This window comes from Pseudoalteromonas sp. UBA6610, from assembly GCF_002433295.1.
In the GTDB taxonomy this organism is placed as follows: domain Bacteria; phylum Pseudomonadota; class Gammaproteobacteria; order Enterobacterales; family Alteromonadaceae; genus Pseudoalteromonas; species Pseudoalteromonas atlantica.
Window position 1 is genome coordinate 1 of record NZ_DJHW01000128.1, and the last position, 17,523, is coordinate 17,523.

The window sequence follows — 17,523 nt, forward strand, 5'->3', positions numbered from 1 at the left end:
ATTGGCTTGAATATACACGCTTGGCCCGCTGCCATCGCCTTTTAAGCGATACACCGGAATAGTTAGGGGTAAGCCGTTTGCTACTTCCCCTACTACAATGTTTTCTTGGCTAATGGGTGTTGTTATGCTCATGTTTATTACCTTAAGTAGTGACTGGCATCTTCTGCTTGGCGCACACACGTGAGCTCGCCATTTTGTAACACGTATTCTGCAGCTAGTTCATGGCATAAAAAATAGGGCATGCTTTCGGTAAAACCATAGGCGCCACATTGGCTAAACACCAGCCAGTCTTGCTCGTTTAAATCGCTTGGTAGGCTATGCTCGCCTAAGCAATCAAGGGCAGTACATAATGGGCCATATAAGCTCATTGCTTGTTCTGGCGCTGTTGATTCGCGCAGTAACGCCGCAGGAAAATCTTGGCTTGTAACAGCTGGGCGCAATAAGTGGTTAATACCACCGGTTAAAATAACTTGCTGTTGCCCGTAGTTTTGTTTGCACTCAACGACGGGGTTCGCGTAATGTCCGCATTCGCCTACAGCGTAACGGCCAAGCTCCATCCAAAGCTCGTCTACACCCGCATCTTTTTTAATTTTTGCCAGCGCGGTGATTAATCCATCCCACTCAAGTGTTGCATCGTTTGATGTGTAAGGAATACCTAAACCGCCGCCTAAATCTAAAATTTTCAGGTTTATATTTAAGTTTTTAGCCAAGGTGGTAAGCGGTGCAATCATTTGCGACCACAGCTCGCTTAGCTTTTGTGTGCTAAGCATGTTGCCCCACTGAAAAATATGTAGGCCATCAAAATTAAGTGCTGGGTAATCGCCAGTATTGAGTGCTTGCCATTCATCGCAACCAAGCCCAAACGGAGTAAGGCTGTCACCCCCTAATGGGTTTTTTTCACCTTCTGGCCAGCGTAATTGCACACGCAGTAATACTTGCAGCTGCGTATTTTGCAGCTGCGCTTGTTGGTTTAACCAACCTACTTGATTGAGGCTTTCGGCAACAAAAATACGCACGCCGCGCTCAATAAAGTGTTTAATTTGTTTAGGGCTCTTTGCAGGCCCTGTGTTGAGCACGCGCTGTGAACTAATACCTTGTGCAAGGACTTGTTCAAGCTCACCTTTACTTGCTACGTCAAAGTTAAATCCGGCGCTGTCTAGGCATTGAATAACCTTAGAAAGCGGATTGGCTTTTACCGCATACCAAAGCTTTACATCGGTTTGCGCAACTAAACGGGTAAGGTGTGCGTTTAGTTTGTCTAAGTCGTAAACAAAAAAAGGTGTATCAAGTTGCTGAGTAAGTGTATTTACGGCGGCCTTGATAGGCGTGCTCAAAAAGCTCATTATCGTAAAACCTCTTCTAGCAATAACGATGCATCGCTTTGCTCGTCGCGGTATTTAACAATGAGTGCACACGACATGCTTAGGCCTTGCTCACGAGCCCATTCGCTAGACGCTGGGCGAGAGCCTGGTATTACAATAGCGTACTCTGGGATTGGTTCGCCTTTATCTAGCTGGCGCTCGTTAACACAGTCGTAAACCGGAATAGTGGCAGATAAACGCACGCCTGGTGCAAGTACAGCGCCTTTTTTAACCACTACGCCTTCAACAATGACACAACCTGCGCCAATAAAGGCATCGTCTTCAACCACGACTGGGCTTGCCCCAATTGGCTCAAGTACACCACCAAGTTGAACAGCCGCGCTTAAATGTACATTTTTACCAACTTGTGCACATGAACCCACTAATGCGTGGCTATCAACCATAGTGCCTTCGTCGATGTATGCGCCAATATTTACGTACGCTGGTGGCATAATAATAGTGCCTTTAGCTACGTAGGCACCGCGGCGAACACTGGTGCCACCTGGTACCATACGCACGCCATCTTCAGTGCTAAATTCTTGCGGTGCAAGGTTGTGCTTATCAACAAACCCGCCTGCAAACTCGGTGTTAGTGCCATTTTTAAAGGCTTCTAAAATGCCTTGTTTTACTTCTACGTTAGCTTCCCATTGGCCGCTTTCGTTTTGTGATGCTGCGCGTACTGCGCCCGATTCTAAATTATTTAGTAGTTCTAACCAGCTCATTATAAAAACCTGTGTTTAATGCCAAGATAAAATGGTGTCGTTTGCAGTGGTAATGCAATCGGTTTGCGTTAACTCAAGATGCGTTAAAGGTGGACGCAACAGTGGGCTATTTAAACGCCCTTGCTGGTGCATTAGCACTTTAACGGGAATAGGGTTTGCTACAGCAAATAGGCTATTGATAGCCCGAGTCCACTGAGCAAATAAATTGGGGTGTTGACCGCTTAGGCTGCGCTTTACAAATTCGTGTGTTTGCAAAGGCCATGCATTGGCCGCAACCGAAACTAAGCCTTTTGCACCTGCTTGGGCAAAGTAGGGCATAAGTGCATCGTCGCCACTGTATAGCGCTAAATTAGGCGCGGCTTGTCGGTATGCTTCAAATTGGGTGATGTTGCCACTGGCTTCTTTTAAAGCCCACAGTTTTGGGTGCGCTTTTAAGTTTTCAATGGTTTCGATAGGAATGCTTACACCGCTGCGCCCAGGTACGTTGTACAACATACACGGATGCACGCTTTCGTTTAATAAGCTTTCGTACCAATGTGTTTGACCTACAGCCCCTGGTTTTGCATAAAGAGGCGAGCCTAATAAGTAGCTGTGAATAGGTAATTGGTTACAGTAGCTAACCCATTCTTTTTGTTGGGCCAAATTACTACCACCAACAGCAACCATAAGCGGTACACTGGGTTTTAATTGGCACACGTGCTCAACAATGCCTTGCTGCTCTTTAAGCGTAAGGGCTAAGCCTTCACCTGTGCTACCGAGCAGTAAAATACCGTTGTGTGCCGCTTCTTGTTCGCTAACAAGTGTTGTGAGCGTGTCGTAGTCAACATTACCTTGTTGATCAAACGGCGTAACAAGCGCTGTCCACAGTGCGTAGTCGTCTAAATTGAAGTTGTGAATCATCTCTTACGAACCTATAAGGTGTTCGAGATATTAAGGAGGCTGTATGATGTGAGCCGCATTAACGTCGTTCGAACAGTATTCGAAGAGCGAATGGGCTTAAAATAATAGGGCGCACGGCCTTATTATTTAAGACCAGAAGCTCTCCACCAAACTAATAAGCTGCTCTAAAACAGCTATTGGTGACAGTCGCTAGGATTCAACCTAGTCGCCCGAAGTAATTGCTTCGCAAAAGCGTTTACCTCTCGGCGGTATTCCCCTCACATATGCTCACTGGAGTTTGCGCTCCTAACATACGCTACCTGAATAACGCACCTCTTCTAGCCCTTTGTATTTTGTTTAACCGCAAAAGGTTTAACAAAATACAATTTAAATAGGGTAATTGCGGCGATTAAAACATTTTAGCCGTCTAGGTGTCAAGTTGCAGGATACAGATTAGTTCATCGAAAATGCGGGTGGTTACGTATTGGCTGCTTTTCTCGTAAACTAACCCTATGAGCAGTGATGAGGTATTTAATAAGTATGGAAAAATTTAGCGATATTTATAAGCGAGCAATAGAGCGAAAAGGTTCTGAAAAAATGCTTAAGTTATTACTCGCAAAACCCTTATCTAAAAAAGCATTAAGCGCATTAAGTGACGACGACTGGCTTGAAGAGTTTACCCGTAAAGTATTTCAAAGCGGGTTTTACTGGTCGGTAATAAACAGTAAATGGCCAGGTTTTAGAGAGGTTTTTTGGCAGTTTAGTGTTGATAAATTACTTATGATGCCGCCCGATATGCTCGAGCAAAAAGCAACTGATGAGCGTATTATTCGTAATTATAAAAAGGTAAAAACAATTCCTGAAAATGCCTACATGATCCACGAAATAGCTCAGCAACATGGCAGTTTTAGCAAGTTTGTAGCTAACTGGCCAAGCGATGACATTATTGGCTTATGGGCATATTTAAAAAAACACGGCGCCCGTTTGGGCGGCAATACAGGCCCGTATGCCTTAAGAGCGCTTGGTAAAGATACTTTTTTACTTTCGCGAGATGTGGAAAGCTATCTAAGAGCGCACAAAATTATCGATGGCGGCCTGCAAACTAAAAAATCACTCACTGCCGCACAGGCGTTTTTTAACGAAATGCAAAAGCAAAGTGGTTTGAGCCTGCAAGAACTTAGCTTAATTGTGGCTTACAGCGTGGGCGACAATCGCGTAGGCATAAGCCAACAAACAGAGGATTAACTATGAAACTAGTGCCAAGATACACAGACATAGCAGATAACTTCGCAATAGAGGACAGTCCTTCAAGCGTTGCTGCCCCGCAATTGCTGCTGTGGAACGAAGCGTTAGCACAGCAGTTTAATATAGATGTTGAGCCAGCGCTGCGCGCCAGTACTTTTGCTGGTAACGAGCCACAACCGGTAAATGCTGTAGCGCTTGGCTATTCTGGGCATCAGTTTGGGCACTTTTCGCCGCGCTTGGGTGATGGGCGAGCGCACTTACTGGGTGCTATCAGCGATGATAAAAATCAGCTGTGGGATATTCAGTTAAAAGGCTCAGGCGCCACGCCTTTTTCAAGAGGAGGCGATGGGCGATGTGCACTAGGCCCCGCTATTCGCGAGTATATTATGAGCGAAGCTATGCATGGCTTAGGGATTAAAACCACGCGGTGTTTGGCTGTTGTCGGCACAGGCGAAGCTGTTTATCGTAATCCGCCGCAACCTGGCGCAATTGTTACCCGCTTAGCAAGTAGCCATATTCGCGTTGGCTCGTTTCAGTATTTAGCAACTCAAGGTGATGTAGAGGGATTAAAAAAATTAGCTGATGTAGCCATTGAACGCCATTACCCAAGTATTCAATCAACAGGGGCTCAGCGCTATTTAGACTTTTTAGCAGCCGTTATAAATAGTCAGCTAGCGCTGGTTATTAGCTGGATGCGAGTAGGCTTTATTCATGGCGTTATGAATACTGATAATACCTTGATAAGCGGCGAAACTATCGACTACGGCCCGTGTGCAATGATGAATACCTTTGATTTTGATACCGTGTTTAGCTCAATTGATAAGCAAGGTCGCTATGCCTATGGTAATCAGCCAAATATTGTAAGTTGGAACTGTGCGCGTTTAGCCGAGAGCCTAATACCGCTTATACATGAAGATGACGAACAAGCTGTAAGTTTAATGACGCCGCTAATTAATCAGTTTTCTACGTTATTTAACGAGCAATATAATCAAATGTGGGCACAAAAATTAGGCTTAGCAGGTTATAACGAAGACGATGTAGAGCTTGTAAGTAAGTTATTATTGTTATTTCAAGAGCATAAGCTCGATTACACCAATACCTTTGATGCCCTAACCGAGTCACTAAAGGGTGGCAAAGTGCCAGATGAGTTAACGCAATGGGCCCAGTTGTGGCAAAAAAGATGTGATGAAAACAGCTATAACCTAATGAGAGCGGCTAACCCAAGGGTTATACCGCGTAATCACATCGTCGAAGAAATCCTTGCGCAATATAATCAACACGGCGAGAGCGAGCTGCTAAGCGACTTCTTAGCGGTGATGGGTAACCCATATGATAAAACAGCTAACTTAGCCCGCTTTCAAAAGACAGGTAAAGATGACAAGGGCTATCAAACTTTTTGCGGTACTTAAGTATTGTAATTAATTGTAAGTTTTTGATTATAAATAGTCATTTTTAAATGATTCAGTGTCCAATGATTGAGCAGTTATATACTCGGTGGTATTGTTCGCATTCATAAAAAGTGACTATTTGTAAATTACCATAATTTATTAATTGCCGATTAGGTAAAAATTTTCACTTAACCTACAATTGGTGGTTGGAATGTCTGTATATCGTTGAAAAAATTTATAATCTTTATTTTTTCGTTAAGTATCGATTAACAAAAGCTCAGGTAGTGTGTACAAAACTGGTTGAGCTAGCATTGATTAGCTACAATTTTCTAAGTTGTTAAAATGGGAAGAAAACAATGAAATTAAAATCACTTACAATTGCAATTGCGTTAGCTGCAACTAGCGCGTCTACATTCGCTGCCGATAAAGAAGAAGGCCTTTATCTTGGTGTTTTCGGTGACTACTATGATGCGTCATGGAAAAACATGCGCGCACAAACTGGCCTTGATGTAAACGAGTCAACTGGTTGGGGTGTAGAAGCAGGTTACCGTTTCAGCGATTACTGGAGCGCACGCCTTGAGTATGCAGATATGGACTTTAACGCGTTCGATAAAGTAGCGGGTAATCGTAATAATATCGATGGCGAGCGTTACGGTATTGATGCGCTTTACCACCTTGACGGCGGCCCTTTCTACGGTCTATTCGGTATTAAAGAAATGGACGTAGTAGATGACAACACATTCTTAAACGCAGGTGTTGGTTACCAACACTTTATTACTGATGGCTTTTTCGTAAACGCTGAAACTGCGGTATACCAAGGTCTTGATAAAGGTTACACAGATGTAGGTGCTAAAATTGGTATTAACTACTTATTTGGCCAAAACTCTATGCCTGCACAGCCTGTAGAACCAGCGCCTACAGCAGTAGTAGAAGTACCTGTAGAACCTAAAGACAGCGACAACGACAACATCCTAGATAAAGATGATAAATGTCCTAACACGCCAATGACAGACGCTGTTGATGGCGATGGCTGTACTTTATACGAAGACCGTGAAGTAACAACAAGCTTATTAGTTACTTTCCCACATGATTCTGCACAAGTTGGTCAACGTTACTTTGACGACATTGCATCAGTATCTGAGTTCTTAAAAGAGCACGAAGATACAACTGTACTACTTGAAGGCCACGCGTCAGCTGTAGGTAACGCAAACTACAACAAGATGCTTTCTAAAAAGCGTGCTGATGATGTAGCACAAGAGCTAATTAAAGATGGCATTGCTGAAGATCGCATTACAACTGTTGGCCTAGGTGAAGAACGTCTTAAAAACACAGCTAACACGAAAGAAGCTCACGCTGAAAACCGTCGTGTAGAAGCACATGTAAAATCTATTGAACGTGTAAAAGTTAAGCGTTAATAGTTACTTACTTTATTTTAAAAACCCAGCCTAGTGCTGGGTTTTTTTATGCCTTTAAAACAGCATATACAGTATTAACCTGATTAAACAAGAATGATTATTACTTAACAAACATTCACGAAAATAGAATTTACGCTTACCACTATTCATAATATTTATAGTCGGTATAATCAGTTGCTTAGCTGGATGGATTTTCATCTATACATAAAAGCTTTATAATCCCGCGTTAGAATACTATAAGTATTGGGTTACTTTTTTTGCGCATGAGGCGCTACCGAATACTTTCACGTCACCAAGAGGGCAATATTGTGCTACAAGAATATCGTAAACACGTAGAAGAACGTGCCGCGTTAGGTATCGTACCAGCGCCATTAGATGCTCAGCAAACGGCTGATCTTATTGAACTAATTAAAAACCCACCAGCGGGTGAAGAAGAGTTCATCTTAGATTTACTAATCAACCGCGTACCACCAGGCGTTGATGATGCAGCATACATCAAAGCAGGCTTTTTAGCGGCAGTTGCTAAAGGCGAAGCACAATCTCCATTAGTATCTAAAGAAAAAGCAGCAGAATTATTAGGTACAATGTTAGGTGGTTACAACATCGCCCCAATGATTGAGCTACTTGATGACGAAACACTTGCGCCTATCGCTGTAAAAGGTCTATCAAACACATTATTAATGTTTGATGCATTTTACGACGTAGAAGAAAAAGCAAAAGCAGGTAACGAGCACGCTAAAAAGATTATTCAATCTTGGGCAGACGCTGAATGGTTTACTAACAAGCCAGCTGTTGCTGAAAAAATCTCTGTTACTGTATTTAAAGTAACCGGCGAGACAAACACTGATGATTTATCACCAGCACCAGATGCATGGTCACGTCCAGATATCCCACTTCATGCTTTAGCAATGCTAAAAAATGAACGCGACGGTATCACTCCTGACAAAGCGGGTGAAGTAGGTCCAATCACTAAACTTGAAGAATTAAAAACACAAGGTTTACCACTTGCATACGTAGGTGACGTTGTAGGTACTGGTTCTTCTCGTAAATCTGCAACTAACTCTGTGCTTTGGTTTATGGGTGATGATATCCCATACGTACCTAATAAGCGCGTTGGTGGTGTATGTTTAGGTAACAAAATTGCGCCTATCTTCTTCAACACAATGGAAGATTCAGGTGCGTTACCAATCGAGTTAAATGTTGATGAGTTCAACATGGGTGATCAAATTGATATTTACCCATACGAAGGTGTAGTTAAGCGCCACGGTACTGATGACGTTATCTCTACTTTTGAACTTAAATCAGACGTAATTTTAGATGAAGTACGTGCCGGCGGCCGTATTCCTCTAATCATTGGTCGTGGTTTAACAGACAAAGCACGTACCTCTTTAGGTTTAGGTGCTACTGACGTATTTAAAGTACCAGCAGTCACTGAAGTGTCTGATAAAGGCTTTACACTAGCGCAAAAAATGGTTGGTAAAGCATGTAACGTAGCAGGTATTCGCCCAGGCCAATACTGTGAGCCTAAAATGACCACTGTAGGTTCGCAAGATACTACAGGTCCTATGACACGTGATGAGCTTAAAGACTTAGCATGTTTAGGTTTCTCTGCAGATTTAACAATGCAGTCATTCTGTCATACCTCTGCTTACCCTAAACCAATTGACGTAAACACTCACCATACGCTTCCTGATTTCATCATGAACCGTGGCGGTGTTTCACTTCGCCCAGGTGATGGTGTAATTCACTCTTGGTTAAACCGTATGTTATTACCAGATACTGTAGGTACTGGTGGTGATTCACATACACGTTTCCCATTAGGTATTTCGTTCCCAGCGGGTTCAGGTGCAGTAGCGTTCGCAGCAGCAACAGGTGTTATGCCACTTGATATGCCTGAGTCTATTTTGGTTCGCTTTAAAGGTGAAATGCAACCAGGTATCACTTTACGTGACCTAGTACACGCAATCCCTTACTACGGTATTAAGCAAGGCTTATTAACAGTAGAGAAAAAAGGTAAAATCAACGAATTCTCTGGTCGCGTACTAGAAATTGAAGGTGTTGAGCACTTAACTGTTGAGCAAGCGTTTGAATTATCAGATGCATCAGCAGAGCGTTCAGCAGCAGGTTGTACTGTTAAGCTTTCTAAAGAGTCTATCAGCGAATACCTTGAGTCTAACATTGTTATGCTTAAGTGGATGATCTCTGAAGGTTACGGCGATGTACGTACAATCGAACGTCGTATTAATGCAATGCAAGAATGGTTAGCTAACCCAGAACTTATGGAAGCTGATGCTGATGCAGAGTACAAGCACGTTGTAGAAATCGACCTAGCAGAAATTAAAGAGCCAATCCTTTGTGCTCCAAATGACCCAGATGACGCGCGTTTACTTTCTGATGTTACTGGCGAGAAAATTGATGAAGTATTCATCGGTTCTTGTATGACTAACATTGGTCACTTCCGTGCTGCGGGTAAATTACTAGATGGCTTTACTGGTCGTATCCCAACTCAACTTTGGGTAGCTCCACCAACTAAGATGGATAAAGACCAACTAACTGACGAAGGTTACTACGGTATTTTTGGTCGTGTTGGTGCACGTATCGAAACGCCAGGGTGTTCACTGTGTATGGGTAACCAAGCACGTGTTGCTGATAAAGCAACGGTTGTTTCTACCTCAACACGTAACTTCCCTAACCGTTTAGGTACAGGCGCAAATGTATTCTTAGCATCAGCTGAGCTTGCTGCAATAGCGGCAATTTTAGGTAAATTACCTACACCAGCTGAGTACCAAGAATACGCAGAGAAAATCAATGCAACGGCTGCAGATACATACCGTTACTTGAACTTCCACCGTATGCCTCAGTACACTAAAAAAGCAGACAACGTAATTATTCAGCAAGCTGTATAATCTAAACCTGTTTTTAAAAAAACCCGCTTAGGCGGGTTTTTTATTGGTTAAAATAAAATTGAATATTTCATGCTGTAATAAGTTTTAATTGAATTAAATATAACCATTACCCACTTTTTATATAAATAATAAAGCAAATATTCCTTTCTACATGCATTAAAATCTCTTTCAATATTCTCATTATTTTAAGCGAGATTTTATGACTGCATTAAACAACCAGAATTTACTGCAACTTCGTTTTATTAACCAAGCAAATATTGATTTGGTTAAGCCTTCTTTTGATAACCTACCTGCTAATCCGTATGCAGATGGTGAATTTCGTAAGCGTCGTTACTCGGTAATTAAATTTCAAAATGGTGAGCTAAAACTACAAGCTGCCAAAGCGTTTGTTCAAGACGATTCCATTAATACCTTTCAGGGTAATGTTGAGCGTACTTATGAAAACTTAGAGCAAAGCTTACTTGAGTCAGAAGGTATGAAAAGCATTGTAAGTGAGTTTTGTGAGCTTACCGGCATTGATGAAGACCGTGATATTGAAATTCACCAATTTAGAATGCTTGCCATTGATAGCGATACGCCGGCAGCACCTGAAGGTGTGCATCAAGATGGGTTTGACCATGTTTGTGTATGTGGTGTTTCTCACGAAAACTTAGAAGGCGGCGAGCTGCTTGTATACGAAAACAAGCAAGCTGAACCGTGTTTTAAAATGGAAATTAAAGACGGAATGTTTGCACTAATAAACGACCGTCAAGTTTGGCACAATGCAACGCCAATGAACAAAGTAGATACAAGCAAGCCAGGTTACCTGGATTGTTTTGTACTTACCTCTTAAGGAATGCTCATGAACATAGCGCAACTACGTGAGCAGTTTCCTGCATTAATACAAACCGTTGATGGTAAATCGCCAATATTTTTAGATGGCCCAGGTGGCTCTCAAGTGCCGCAGTCTGTACTAAATGCAATGACTGCTTATTTAGGGCACTACAACTCAAACTTAGGCGGTGCGTTTTTTTCAAGTGATAAAACCGTTGAGTTAATGGCAAATGCGCGCCAAGCAGCAGCCGATTTACTTAATGCGCCAAGTGCACAAAATATAGTGTTTGGCCCTAACATGACCAGCCTTACCTTTAGCTTTAGCCGTGCTATTTCACGCATTTGGCAAGCCGGTGATGAGATTATTGTGACTAACGCTGATCACTTCTCAAATGTATCGTCATGGCAGCAAGCAGCGCAAGATAAAGGCGCTAAAGTTCAAACCGCTTTAATTAACGAGGCTGATTGCAGCTTAGATATGGCGCAGTTTGAAAGCTTATTAAACAGCAATACTAAACTGGTTGCGGTAACTTACGCTTCAAATACTACGGGTTCTATTAACGATATTAAACGTATTATAGAGCTTGCCCATGCTGTAGGCGCATTAGTGTACGTTGATGCCGTGCATTATGCACCGCACGAGCTTGTTGATGTTCAGGCCCTTGATTGCGACTTTTTGGCCTGTTCTGCATATAAGTTTTTTGGTCCTCACTTAGGCATGGTGTACGGTAAAACACAGCATCTTGAAGGTTTTACGCCTTACAAAGTAGAACCAGCTAAAGATGTAGCACCAGGTCGATGGGAAACAGGCACGCAAAGCTTCGAAGCCTTAGCAGGTTTTATTGCCGCTGTTGATTACATTGCTGCAATTAGCGGGCTTGATGAAGGCCACACGCGCCGCGAAAAGTTAAGCGTGGCTTTTGCTAAAACAAAGCAGCACGAAATGGCGCTTAGTGAGTACTTTTTAACGCGTTTAGTTAATTACCCGCGCATTAAGCTATTTGGTATTGATGACCTTGAGCGCTTAAACGAGCGTACGCCTACATTTGCTTTAACCTTTGAAGGGCTAGAGCCGCGTGAGGTGTCTGAGTTTTTAGGCAAACAGCATATTTGTGTATGGGATGGTAATTTTTATGCACAAGGCTTATGTGAGCAGTTAGGCGTACTTGATAAAGGCGGTGTAGTGCGCATTGGTTGTATGCATTACAACACCACCGAAGAGCTAGATAAGTTATTTGATTTGTTTGATCAACTTCTTTGAAACTGACAGTTTATACCAATCCGCATAATTAAGTATTATCGCGGATTGGTATGAATACAAATCTGCGCTTTTAAATGACTCTTTTTAAAGCTCAAATGCTTAAAGTAGTCAGCGGTTAGTTAGTTTTTGCCCGCTGACTGTTTTAGCTTTTAGGTGTGCCGTATATGTGCTCTGCGCGATTAAATAGCACCCATGAAGTTAAAATATATTTATCGTTCGATACCGGCTTATTACCTCGATGGGTATGCGTAAAGTAGCCAGGGGCAATGACCATAGTGCCTTTTTTAGGCGCAATTTTACGTTTTTGATAATAAAACTCTGTTTCGCCACCTTCCTCTACATCGTTTAAATAAAACATAAATAATAATACACGGTGCAGTGCTTCATTGTGTTGTAGCTGTGGATACACTTCACTATGCCAGTAAGGGTAGCCGCCTTTATTTACCTCGTACTTTTGCGCCTGAATGTTCCCAAGTCTAAATATTTGCTGCACCAACACAGAGAGCTGCGGTTTGCCTACTTCGTCAAAGTTATCCTGTGTTAAATCCACCACATCCCCCGTTTTTGGGTGATAAACTTTTAAGCCAAATGCGCCAATTAGCATAAAAAAGTGTGCTTCTACATAGTTAAAAACATGCTGTGCAGTGGTTTGCTGAATATGCTTTAATTGTTGGGCGTATTCTGGGTAACTGTTTAATTGCAGGTCGTGGCTGTCTTTCTTTTTTAAGTCCACACCACCAGAGGTTACACCTTGTTTTACATGCGGGCTGTTAGAGAATGTGGTAATAAAGTTATCGCAAAAATCATCGCTTAACGCGTTATCAATAACGTGGATAAAGTCCGTCATGATTTACCTTTTTATTTAGTTATTATTTGGATTTTTATGTTTATTGAAAAAGTGATGCCGCGCTTTAGCGAAACAGATGCACTCGGACACATCAACAATACCGTACTACCTGTATGGTTTGAAGCCGCACGCGTCCCTATTTTTAAATTTTTTACCCCTGATCTTAACCCACACGACTGGAAACTGATCATCGCTAAAATAGAAGCATCGTTTGTAGGGGAATTATTTTATGCTCACGAAGTGACGATTAAAACAGCTGTTGAGCATGTAGGAAATAGCTCTTTTACCATTAAGCAAGAGGCGTGGCAGCAAGGTAAATGCTGTGTTGTGGGTAAAACTGTATTAGTGCGTTATAACTTTAAAAACAAAGCTAAACAAAATTTAAGCGAAACAGAAGTCGCAGCACTCAGCGATCACCTAGTTTAACTAGGTGCATTTGATCCACGCAACGAGGAGCGGTGATGTAAACTACAAGCGACAGCTGTGAATTTTTATAGCGTTATTTTAACGCATTTTGATTGAGTTACGCTTCTCACTTATATACTATTTATATTATATATTGTTGCACCGCTATGACAGGTACTGTTGAGCTGGTAGTTTATGGAGAATGAATGTGGCATCTACAACTGGCAATAAATCTTTAGAGGTAATAACGCTTAGCGATGGTAAAAGCTTAACTGCAGAAATATTGCCATTTGGCGCTATTATCAAAAGCATAAAGTTTAATAACCAAGAGATGACACTGTGCGTTAACGAACCTGCTTATTATTTAGAAAACCCATTTTATTTAGGGGCAACAGTCGGGCGCTACGCAAATCGTATTGAAAACGGACGTTTTGTATTATCAGGCACAGAGTACCAACTTAAAGCAAATAATGGCCCAAATAGCTTACACGGCGGCGAAAAAGGCTTCAATAAAGTACTGTGGCAAGTCACTAAACAAAGCAATAATGAAGTGGAGCTCTATTACTGCTCGGCAGATGGAGAAGAAGGCTTTCCTGGCCAATTACAAGTTTGGCAAACAATTACTGCACGCAATGGCGAGCTAATCCTCAGTTACAAAGCCATTACTGATAAAGAAACCCTCGTTAACTTTACCAACCACTGCTATTTTAATCTTGAAGGCAGTGAGAGCATTAATAATCACCTGCTGCAAATAAATACCGCAACGTATTTACCTATCGATAGTAACAGTATACCGCTTGCCCATCATGAAGATGGCTCGGGCAGCTGCTTTGATTTTACTCACCCTAAGCCCATTGGCGATGCACTTTGCGCACAGCATGCACAGCTTGATGCCGGTAGTGGCTTTGATCATTGCTATATTTTTAGTGATGACAATCGTTTAAAAACAATGGCTACATTAACCTCGCCACACACGGGCGTTAATTTAACCCTTAAAAGTACCCAACCTGGTATGCAGCTTTATACGGCAAATTTTGTAGGTTCTCCTTTTAAAGCACGCCAAGCAGTGTGTTTAGAAGCTCAAAACTGGCCCAATGCAGCAAATAGAAGCGATTATCCAAAAGCTAATTTATTGCCGGATGAAGAATATAATCAGCAAATAATTTTTGCGTTTTCGCAATAACGTACTAATTCCACTGTTAAATTAAAGAAAACAAAAAGAAAAATACACGTAACAAAAAGATAGCCATAATTAAGGAAAAGGTTGCACTTTTGCTCAATTTAAAGTATTTATATTATAAATAGTATTTGAAGCTATACACACCACACAACGACAAAATGACTACACACAATCAGGAGTTTTTAAAAAATGATAATTAACAATAAGTTATCGTTCAACAAGAAAACCGCACTCAGTATTGCTATTACAGGCATATTGGCAAGCGGCCACGTTGCAGCTCAAGGCGCTGAAGGCGACACACCGACAGTAGTAGATAAAGATGTTGAGGTTATCGCAGTAACGGGTATTCGCAGCAGCTTACGTTCATCAATGTTAGATAAAAAAGCATCTAATGTTGTAACCGATGGGATTAAAGCAGAAGATCTTGGTAAATTTCCTGATTTAAACGTAGCAGAGTCTCTGCAACGTATCACAGGTGTAGCCATTGACCGTAGTGGCGGTGAAGGGCAAGCAGTAACAATTCGTGGTTTTGGCCCACAATTTAACACGGTACTTGTAAATGGTCGTCAAATTGCGACTGACAGTGCAGGGCGTGAATTTAATTTTGATGTATTAGCGGCAGACCAAATCACCGGCGCTGATATTTATAAAAGTAACAGTGCAACGCTTCAAGAAGGCGGCATTGGTGGTACGGTTAACGTAACCACAGCTCGTCCATTCGATTTTGGTGGCTTACATGTGATTGGTTCAGTAAAAGGTATGTACGAAAGCCTTTCTGAAGAAGTATCGCCATCGGCTTCATTTTTAGTAAGTAATACGTTTAACGACGACAAGCTCGGTGTGCTTTTTGCCATCACTAACCAACAACGTAAGCTGCAAAATAACCAAATTTTAACGGCTGGTTGGCGCGGTGGACAAACTATTTCAAATCCACAAGACGGCGTATTGTACGACAATGCATACATCCCACGTAACTGGGACCAAGTTGTAGATGAGCAAGACCGTGAACGTACTAATGCAAGCTTAGTATTACAATATGCACCGTCTGACGATATTACTATTACCGTAGATGGTTTAATTTCTAAATTTGAAGTGGACTCATCAGTACGCGATTTAGCTTCTTGGTTTGAACCAGACCGCGTAGGTAGCGCAACAATCGATCCAGAAACGGGTACCTTGCTTACCTTTACGCAAGAAGTAGGTTTAGGTAACGCCAGTGGCAACCCTGCAACCGACTTTGTATCACACACACGTAACTCGCGTGATGTAACTAACAAAGCATTTGGTGTTAACGTTGACTGGCAAGTAAACGAGTCATTAAAAGCAAAATTTGACGTATCTCGCTCAACAGCTGAAAACGACCGTGCTGGTAATGACCGCTTTAACGTAGTGGGTATTATTAACAGCTACAGCTTTGATGGCACCGGTAGCGTTCCTACCGTACAGCATGATGGTTTTGAAAATGGCTCGCTGCCAGATGCAAGCCTTGCGCGTCTTCACTACAACGAAATTGGTAACCAGTTTACTGATGAAGATGAAATTACCGAAATCAAAGCCGATTTTGAATATGTACCAGATAAAGGCCCAGTTGATCGCATTAACTTTGGTGCTTATCGTCAAGAACGTGAAAAATCAAGCTTCCAAATTTTTGGTAGCCAATGTCAATTTTGTGGTTACGGCACTGAAGCACCACTTGATGAAATTGATTTTGAAGCTTACTCAGCAAGTAACTACTTTCCAGGTTTAATCGATACATTTTATAGCTACGACGGCGACAAAATGCTTGATTACCTTGCTGACCAAGGTTTCCCTGTAGAGCCAACACTACAAAATAACCGTTACACAATTAACGAAGATATCACTAGCCTTTACATGGACTTTACCATTGGTTTTGACCTAGCTGATATGCCAGTTACGGTTAACATGGGCGCACGTTACTCAGAAACTGATATTGAAGTAGCGGCTGTACAAAGCTTTATCAGCGATGTTATTCCTACCTCTGATGCCACTTTATTCCAAAACGTATTTGGCCCGGCAACAGACATTCAAGAAGGGACGAGCTACTCAAACTTACTTCCTTCTTTTAACGTTAAGCTTGAACTGCAAGACAACATGATTTTACGCTTTGCAGCGTACGACAGTATTACTCGTCCTACTATGTCACAGTTATCACCTGCGACCACGTTTAACGAGCCTCGTCGTCAAAACTTAACAGCAAGTGGTGGTAACCCTGCACTTAAGCCGTTCCAATCTGAAAACTGGGATATCTCTTACGAGTGGTACTACAACGACGCTAACTTATTTAGCTTTGCCGTATTTAGTAAAGAAGTAGATGACTTTATTGTTACCCTAACCGGCGACGAAACATACGACATGACTGACCGTACAGGCCCTGATTTTGCGTGTACAACCTGTACTGACCAAAGCGATGCCGAACTTAACGGTAGCTCAGAAGTTTACACTGTAAGTCGCCCGCAAAATGGCGAGTCTGCAACGGTAACGGGTTACGAAATCGGTGTAACTCATATGTTTGAAAACGGCTTTGGTTTTATTGCTAATGCCACGGTAGTAGATAGCGATATTAGTGTTGATGGCGATACAAGCCAAACATTTGCGCTTGAAGGGTTAGGTGATTCACAAAACTTAGTGCTGTTTTACGAGCAAGATAACTGGCAGGCACGTGTTGCATTTAACAACCGTGAGGGCTTTTTACGCTTAGTTGATAACGGCTTTAACGGCGAACCAGTGAACGTAGAAACGTACGGTCAATGGGATATTAGTGCAAGCTACGATATCAACGAAAACTTCACTATTTTTGCCGAAGGCATCAACATTACTGAAGAAGAGCTAGTGCAAACGGGCCGTTTTGCTAATCAAATCTACTCTGTAGAAGATAATGGCTCACGTTACGCGTTTGGTATTCGCGGTACGTTTTAATTGATAGCAGAGGCAGCGATTGCCTCTTAGTTTTCATTGCAGTGCATTATAAGTACTGTTACTAATAAAGTTAGTAGCTAATTTGCACAAAATGAGACTAATTTAAACAAATGCCCGAAAGGGCATTTGTTGTCTAACCGGTTATCAATAAAGTACTCAAAGAG

Annotated in this window: 13 protein-coding genes, 1 pseudogene and 1 riboswitch; of the genes and pseudogenes, 9 read left to right on the plus strand and 5 right to left on the minus strand. The window is 42.0% G+C overall.

The features are described 5' to 3' along the window. From B4F91_RS16545 to dapA, 4 genes and pseudogenes are all read right to left on the minus strand, one after another. Positions 1-132, minus strand: a pseudogene (locus B4F91_RS16545) (succinylglutamate desuccinylase); the annotation flags it as partial. Between the two features lie 5 nt (positions 133-137). Continuing rightward, a complete protein-coding gene (locus tag B4F91_RS16550) occupies positions 138-1,343 on the minus strand; it encodes a PLP-dependent decarboxylase (protein ID WP_288636066.1) in 1,206 nt (401 codons plus the stop codon). After that, entirely contained in the window at positions 1,343-2,083 is a 741-nt protein-coding gene (locus B4F91_RS16555; protein WP_288636068.1) for a 2,3,4,5-tetrahydropyridine-2,6-dicarboxylate N-succinyltransferase, read from the minus strand. Before B4F91_RS16555 ends, B4F91_RS16550 begins: the two co-directional genes overlap by 1 nt. Before the next feature lie 15 nt (positions 2,084-2,098). Then, positions 2,099-2,983 carry a 4-hydroxy-tetrahydrodipicolinate synthase gene (gene dapA, locus B4F91_RS16560; RefSeq protein WP_256851532.1) on the minus strand — a complete coding sequence of 295 codons (885 nt, stop codon included), beginning with the start codon at positions 2,981-2,983 and terminating at the stop codon, positions 2,099-2,101. A 128-nt stretch (positions 2,984-3,111) separates the two neighbouring features. After that, a riboswitch (Lysine riboswitch) is annotated at positions 3,112-3,308 on the minus strand. Positions 3,309-3,502: 194 nt separating this feature from the next. Here dapA and B4F91_RS16565 point away from each other — a divergent pair. The 6 genes from B4F91_RS16565 (at position 3,503) to B4F91_RS16590 (ending at position 11,990) form a co-directional block, all read left to right on the plus strand. Further along, positions 3,503-4,207, plus strand: a complete 705-nt coding sequence (locus B4F91_RS16565; protein ID WP_286936891.1) for a DNA-3-methyladenine glycosylase I — start codon at positions 3,503-3,505, stop codon at positions 4,205-4,207. 2 nt (positions 4,208-4,209) lie between these two features. Beyond that, positions 4,210-5,616 (plus strand): protein adenylyltransferase SelO, encoded by a 1,407-nt coding sequence (locus B4F91_RS16570; protein WP_286936892.1) that lies wholly within the window; start codon positions 4,210-4,212, stop codon positions 5,614-5,616. 335 nt (positions 5,617-5,951) lie between these two features. Further along, positions 5,952-7,010, plus strand: coding sequence for an OmpA family protein (locus B4F91_RS16575; protein WP_138578050.1), 1,059 nt, complete (start codon positions 5,952-5,954; stop codon positions 7,008-7,010). A gap of 308 nt (positions 7,011-7,318) precedes the next feature. Beyond that, complete coding sequence (gene acnB / locus B4F91_RS16580; protein ID WP_273606268.1) at positions 7,319-9,916, plus strand: bifunctional aconitate hydratase 2/2-methylisocitrate dehydratase; 2,598 nt, start codon at positions 7,319-7,321, stop codon at positions 9,914-9,916. Positions 9,917-10,115: 199 nt separating this feature from the next. Then, a complete protein-coding gene (locus tag B4F91_RS16585) occupies positions 10,116-10,748 on the plus strand; it encodes a 2OG-Fe dioxygenase family protein (protein ID WP_286938657.1) in 633 nt (210 codons plus the stop codon). A gap of 9 nt (positions 10,749-10,757) precedes the next feature. Further along, positions 10,758-11,990, plus strand: coding sequence for a cysteine desulfurase-like protein (locus B4F91_RS16590; RefSeq protein ID WP_286938658.1), 1,233 nt, complete (start codon positions 10,758-10,760; stop codon positions 11,988-11,990). Positions 11,991-12,132: 142 nt separating this feature from the next. Here B4F91_RS16590 and B4F91_RS16595 read toward each other — a convergent pair whose 3' ends face one another. Beyond that, positions 12,133-12,837 (minus strand): 2OG-Fe(II) oxygenase, encoded by a 705-nt coding sequence (locus B4F91_RS16595; protein WP_004588165.1) that lies wholly within the window; start codon positions 12,835-12,837, stop codon positions 12,133-12,135. Positions 12,838-12,873: 36 nt separating this feature from the next. On the opposite strand from B4F91_RS16595, the gene B4F91_RS16600 reads away from it, so the two are divergent. The 3 genes from B4F91_RS16600 to B4F91_RS16610 all read left to right on the plus strand — a co-directional run bounded on the left by B4F91_RS16600 (position 12,874) and on the right by B4F91_RS16610 (position 17,359). Continuing rightward, on the plus strand, positions 12,874-13,263 hold the full coding sequence (locus B4F91_RS16600; protein ID WP_286938659.1) for an acyl-CoA thioesterase: 390 nt from the start codon (positions 12,874-12,876) through the stop codon (positions 13,261-13,263). A 181-nt stretch (positions 13,264-13,444) separates the two neighbouring features. Next, the gene (locus B4F91_RS16605) at positions 13,445-14,425 is read left to right on the plus strand and encodes an aldose epimerase family protein (protein ID WP_286938660.1); all 981 of its coding nucleotides are present in this window, start codon (positions 13,445-13,447) and stop codon (positions 14,423-14,425) included. 186 nt (positions 14,426-14,611) lie between these two features. Beyond that, positions 14,612-17,359 (plus strand): TonB-dependent receptor, encoded by a 2,748-nt coding sequence (locus B4F91_RS16610; RefSeq protein WP_286938661.1) that lies wholly within the window; start codon positions 14,612-14,614, stop codon positions 17,357-17,359. Positions 17,360-17,523: the final 164 nt, after the last annotated feature.

Excerpts from the sequence above, each read along its gene's own strand:
- dapA (WP_256851532.1), bottom strand. The coding sequence starts at position 2,983 with ATGATTCACAACTTCAATTTAGACGACTACGCACTGTGGACAGCGCTT.
- B4F91_RS16555 (WP_288636068.1), bottom strand. The coding sequence starts at position 2,083 with ATGAGCTGGTTAGAACTACTAAATAATTTAGAATCGGGCGCAGTACGC.
- B4F91_RS16610 (WP_286938661.1), top strand. The coding sequence starts at position 14,612 with ATGATAATTAACAATAAGTTATCGTTCAACAAGAAAACCGCACTCAGT.
- B4F91_RS16550 (WP_288636066.1), bottom strand. The coding sequence starts at position 1,343 with ATGAGCTTTTTGAGCACGCCTATCAAGGCCGCCGTAAATACACTTACT.
- B4F91_RS16605 (WP_286938660.1), top strand. The coding sequence starts at position 13,445 with ATGAATGTGGCATCTACAACTGGCAATAAATCTTTAGAGGTAATAACG.
- B4F91_RS16600 (WP_286938659.1), top strand. The coding sequence starts at position 12,874 with ATGTTTATTGAAAAAGTGATGCCGCGCTTTAGCGAAACAGATGCACTC.
- B4F91_RS16570 (WP_286936892.1), top strand. The coding sequence starts at position 4,210 with ATGAAACTAGTGCCAAGATACACAGACATAGCAGATAACTTCGCAATA.
- B4F91_RS16590 (WP_286938658.1), top strand. The coding sequence starts at position 10,758 with ATGAACATAGCGCAACTACGTGAGCAGTTTCCTGCATTAATACAAACC.
- B4F91_RS16565 (WP_286936891.1), top strand. The coding sequence starts at position 3,503 with ATGGAAAAATTTAGCGATATTTATAAGCGAGCAATAGAGCGAAAAGGT.
- B4F91_RS16585 (WP_286938657.1), top strand. The coding sequence starts at position 10,116 with ATGACTGCATTAAACAACCAGAATTTACTGCAACTTCGTTTTATTAAC.
- B4F91_RS16595 (WP_004588165.1), bottom strand. The coding sequence starts at position 12,837 with ATGACGGACTTTATCCACGTTATTGATAACGCGTTAAGCGATGATTTT.
- B4F91_RS16575 (WP_138578050.1), top strand. The coding sequence starts at position 5,952 with ATGAAATTAAAATCACTTACAATTGCAATTGCGTTAGCTGCAACTAGC.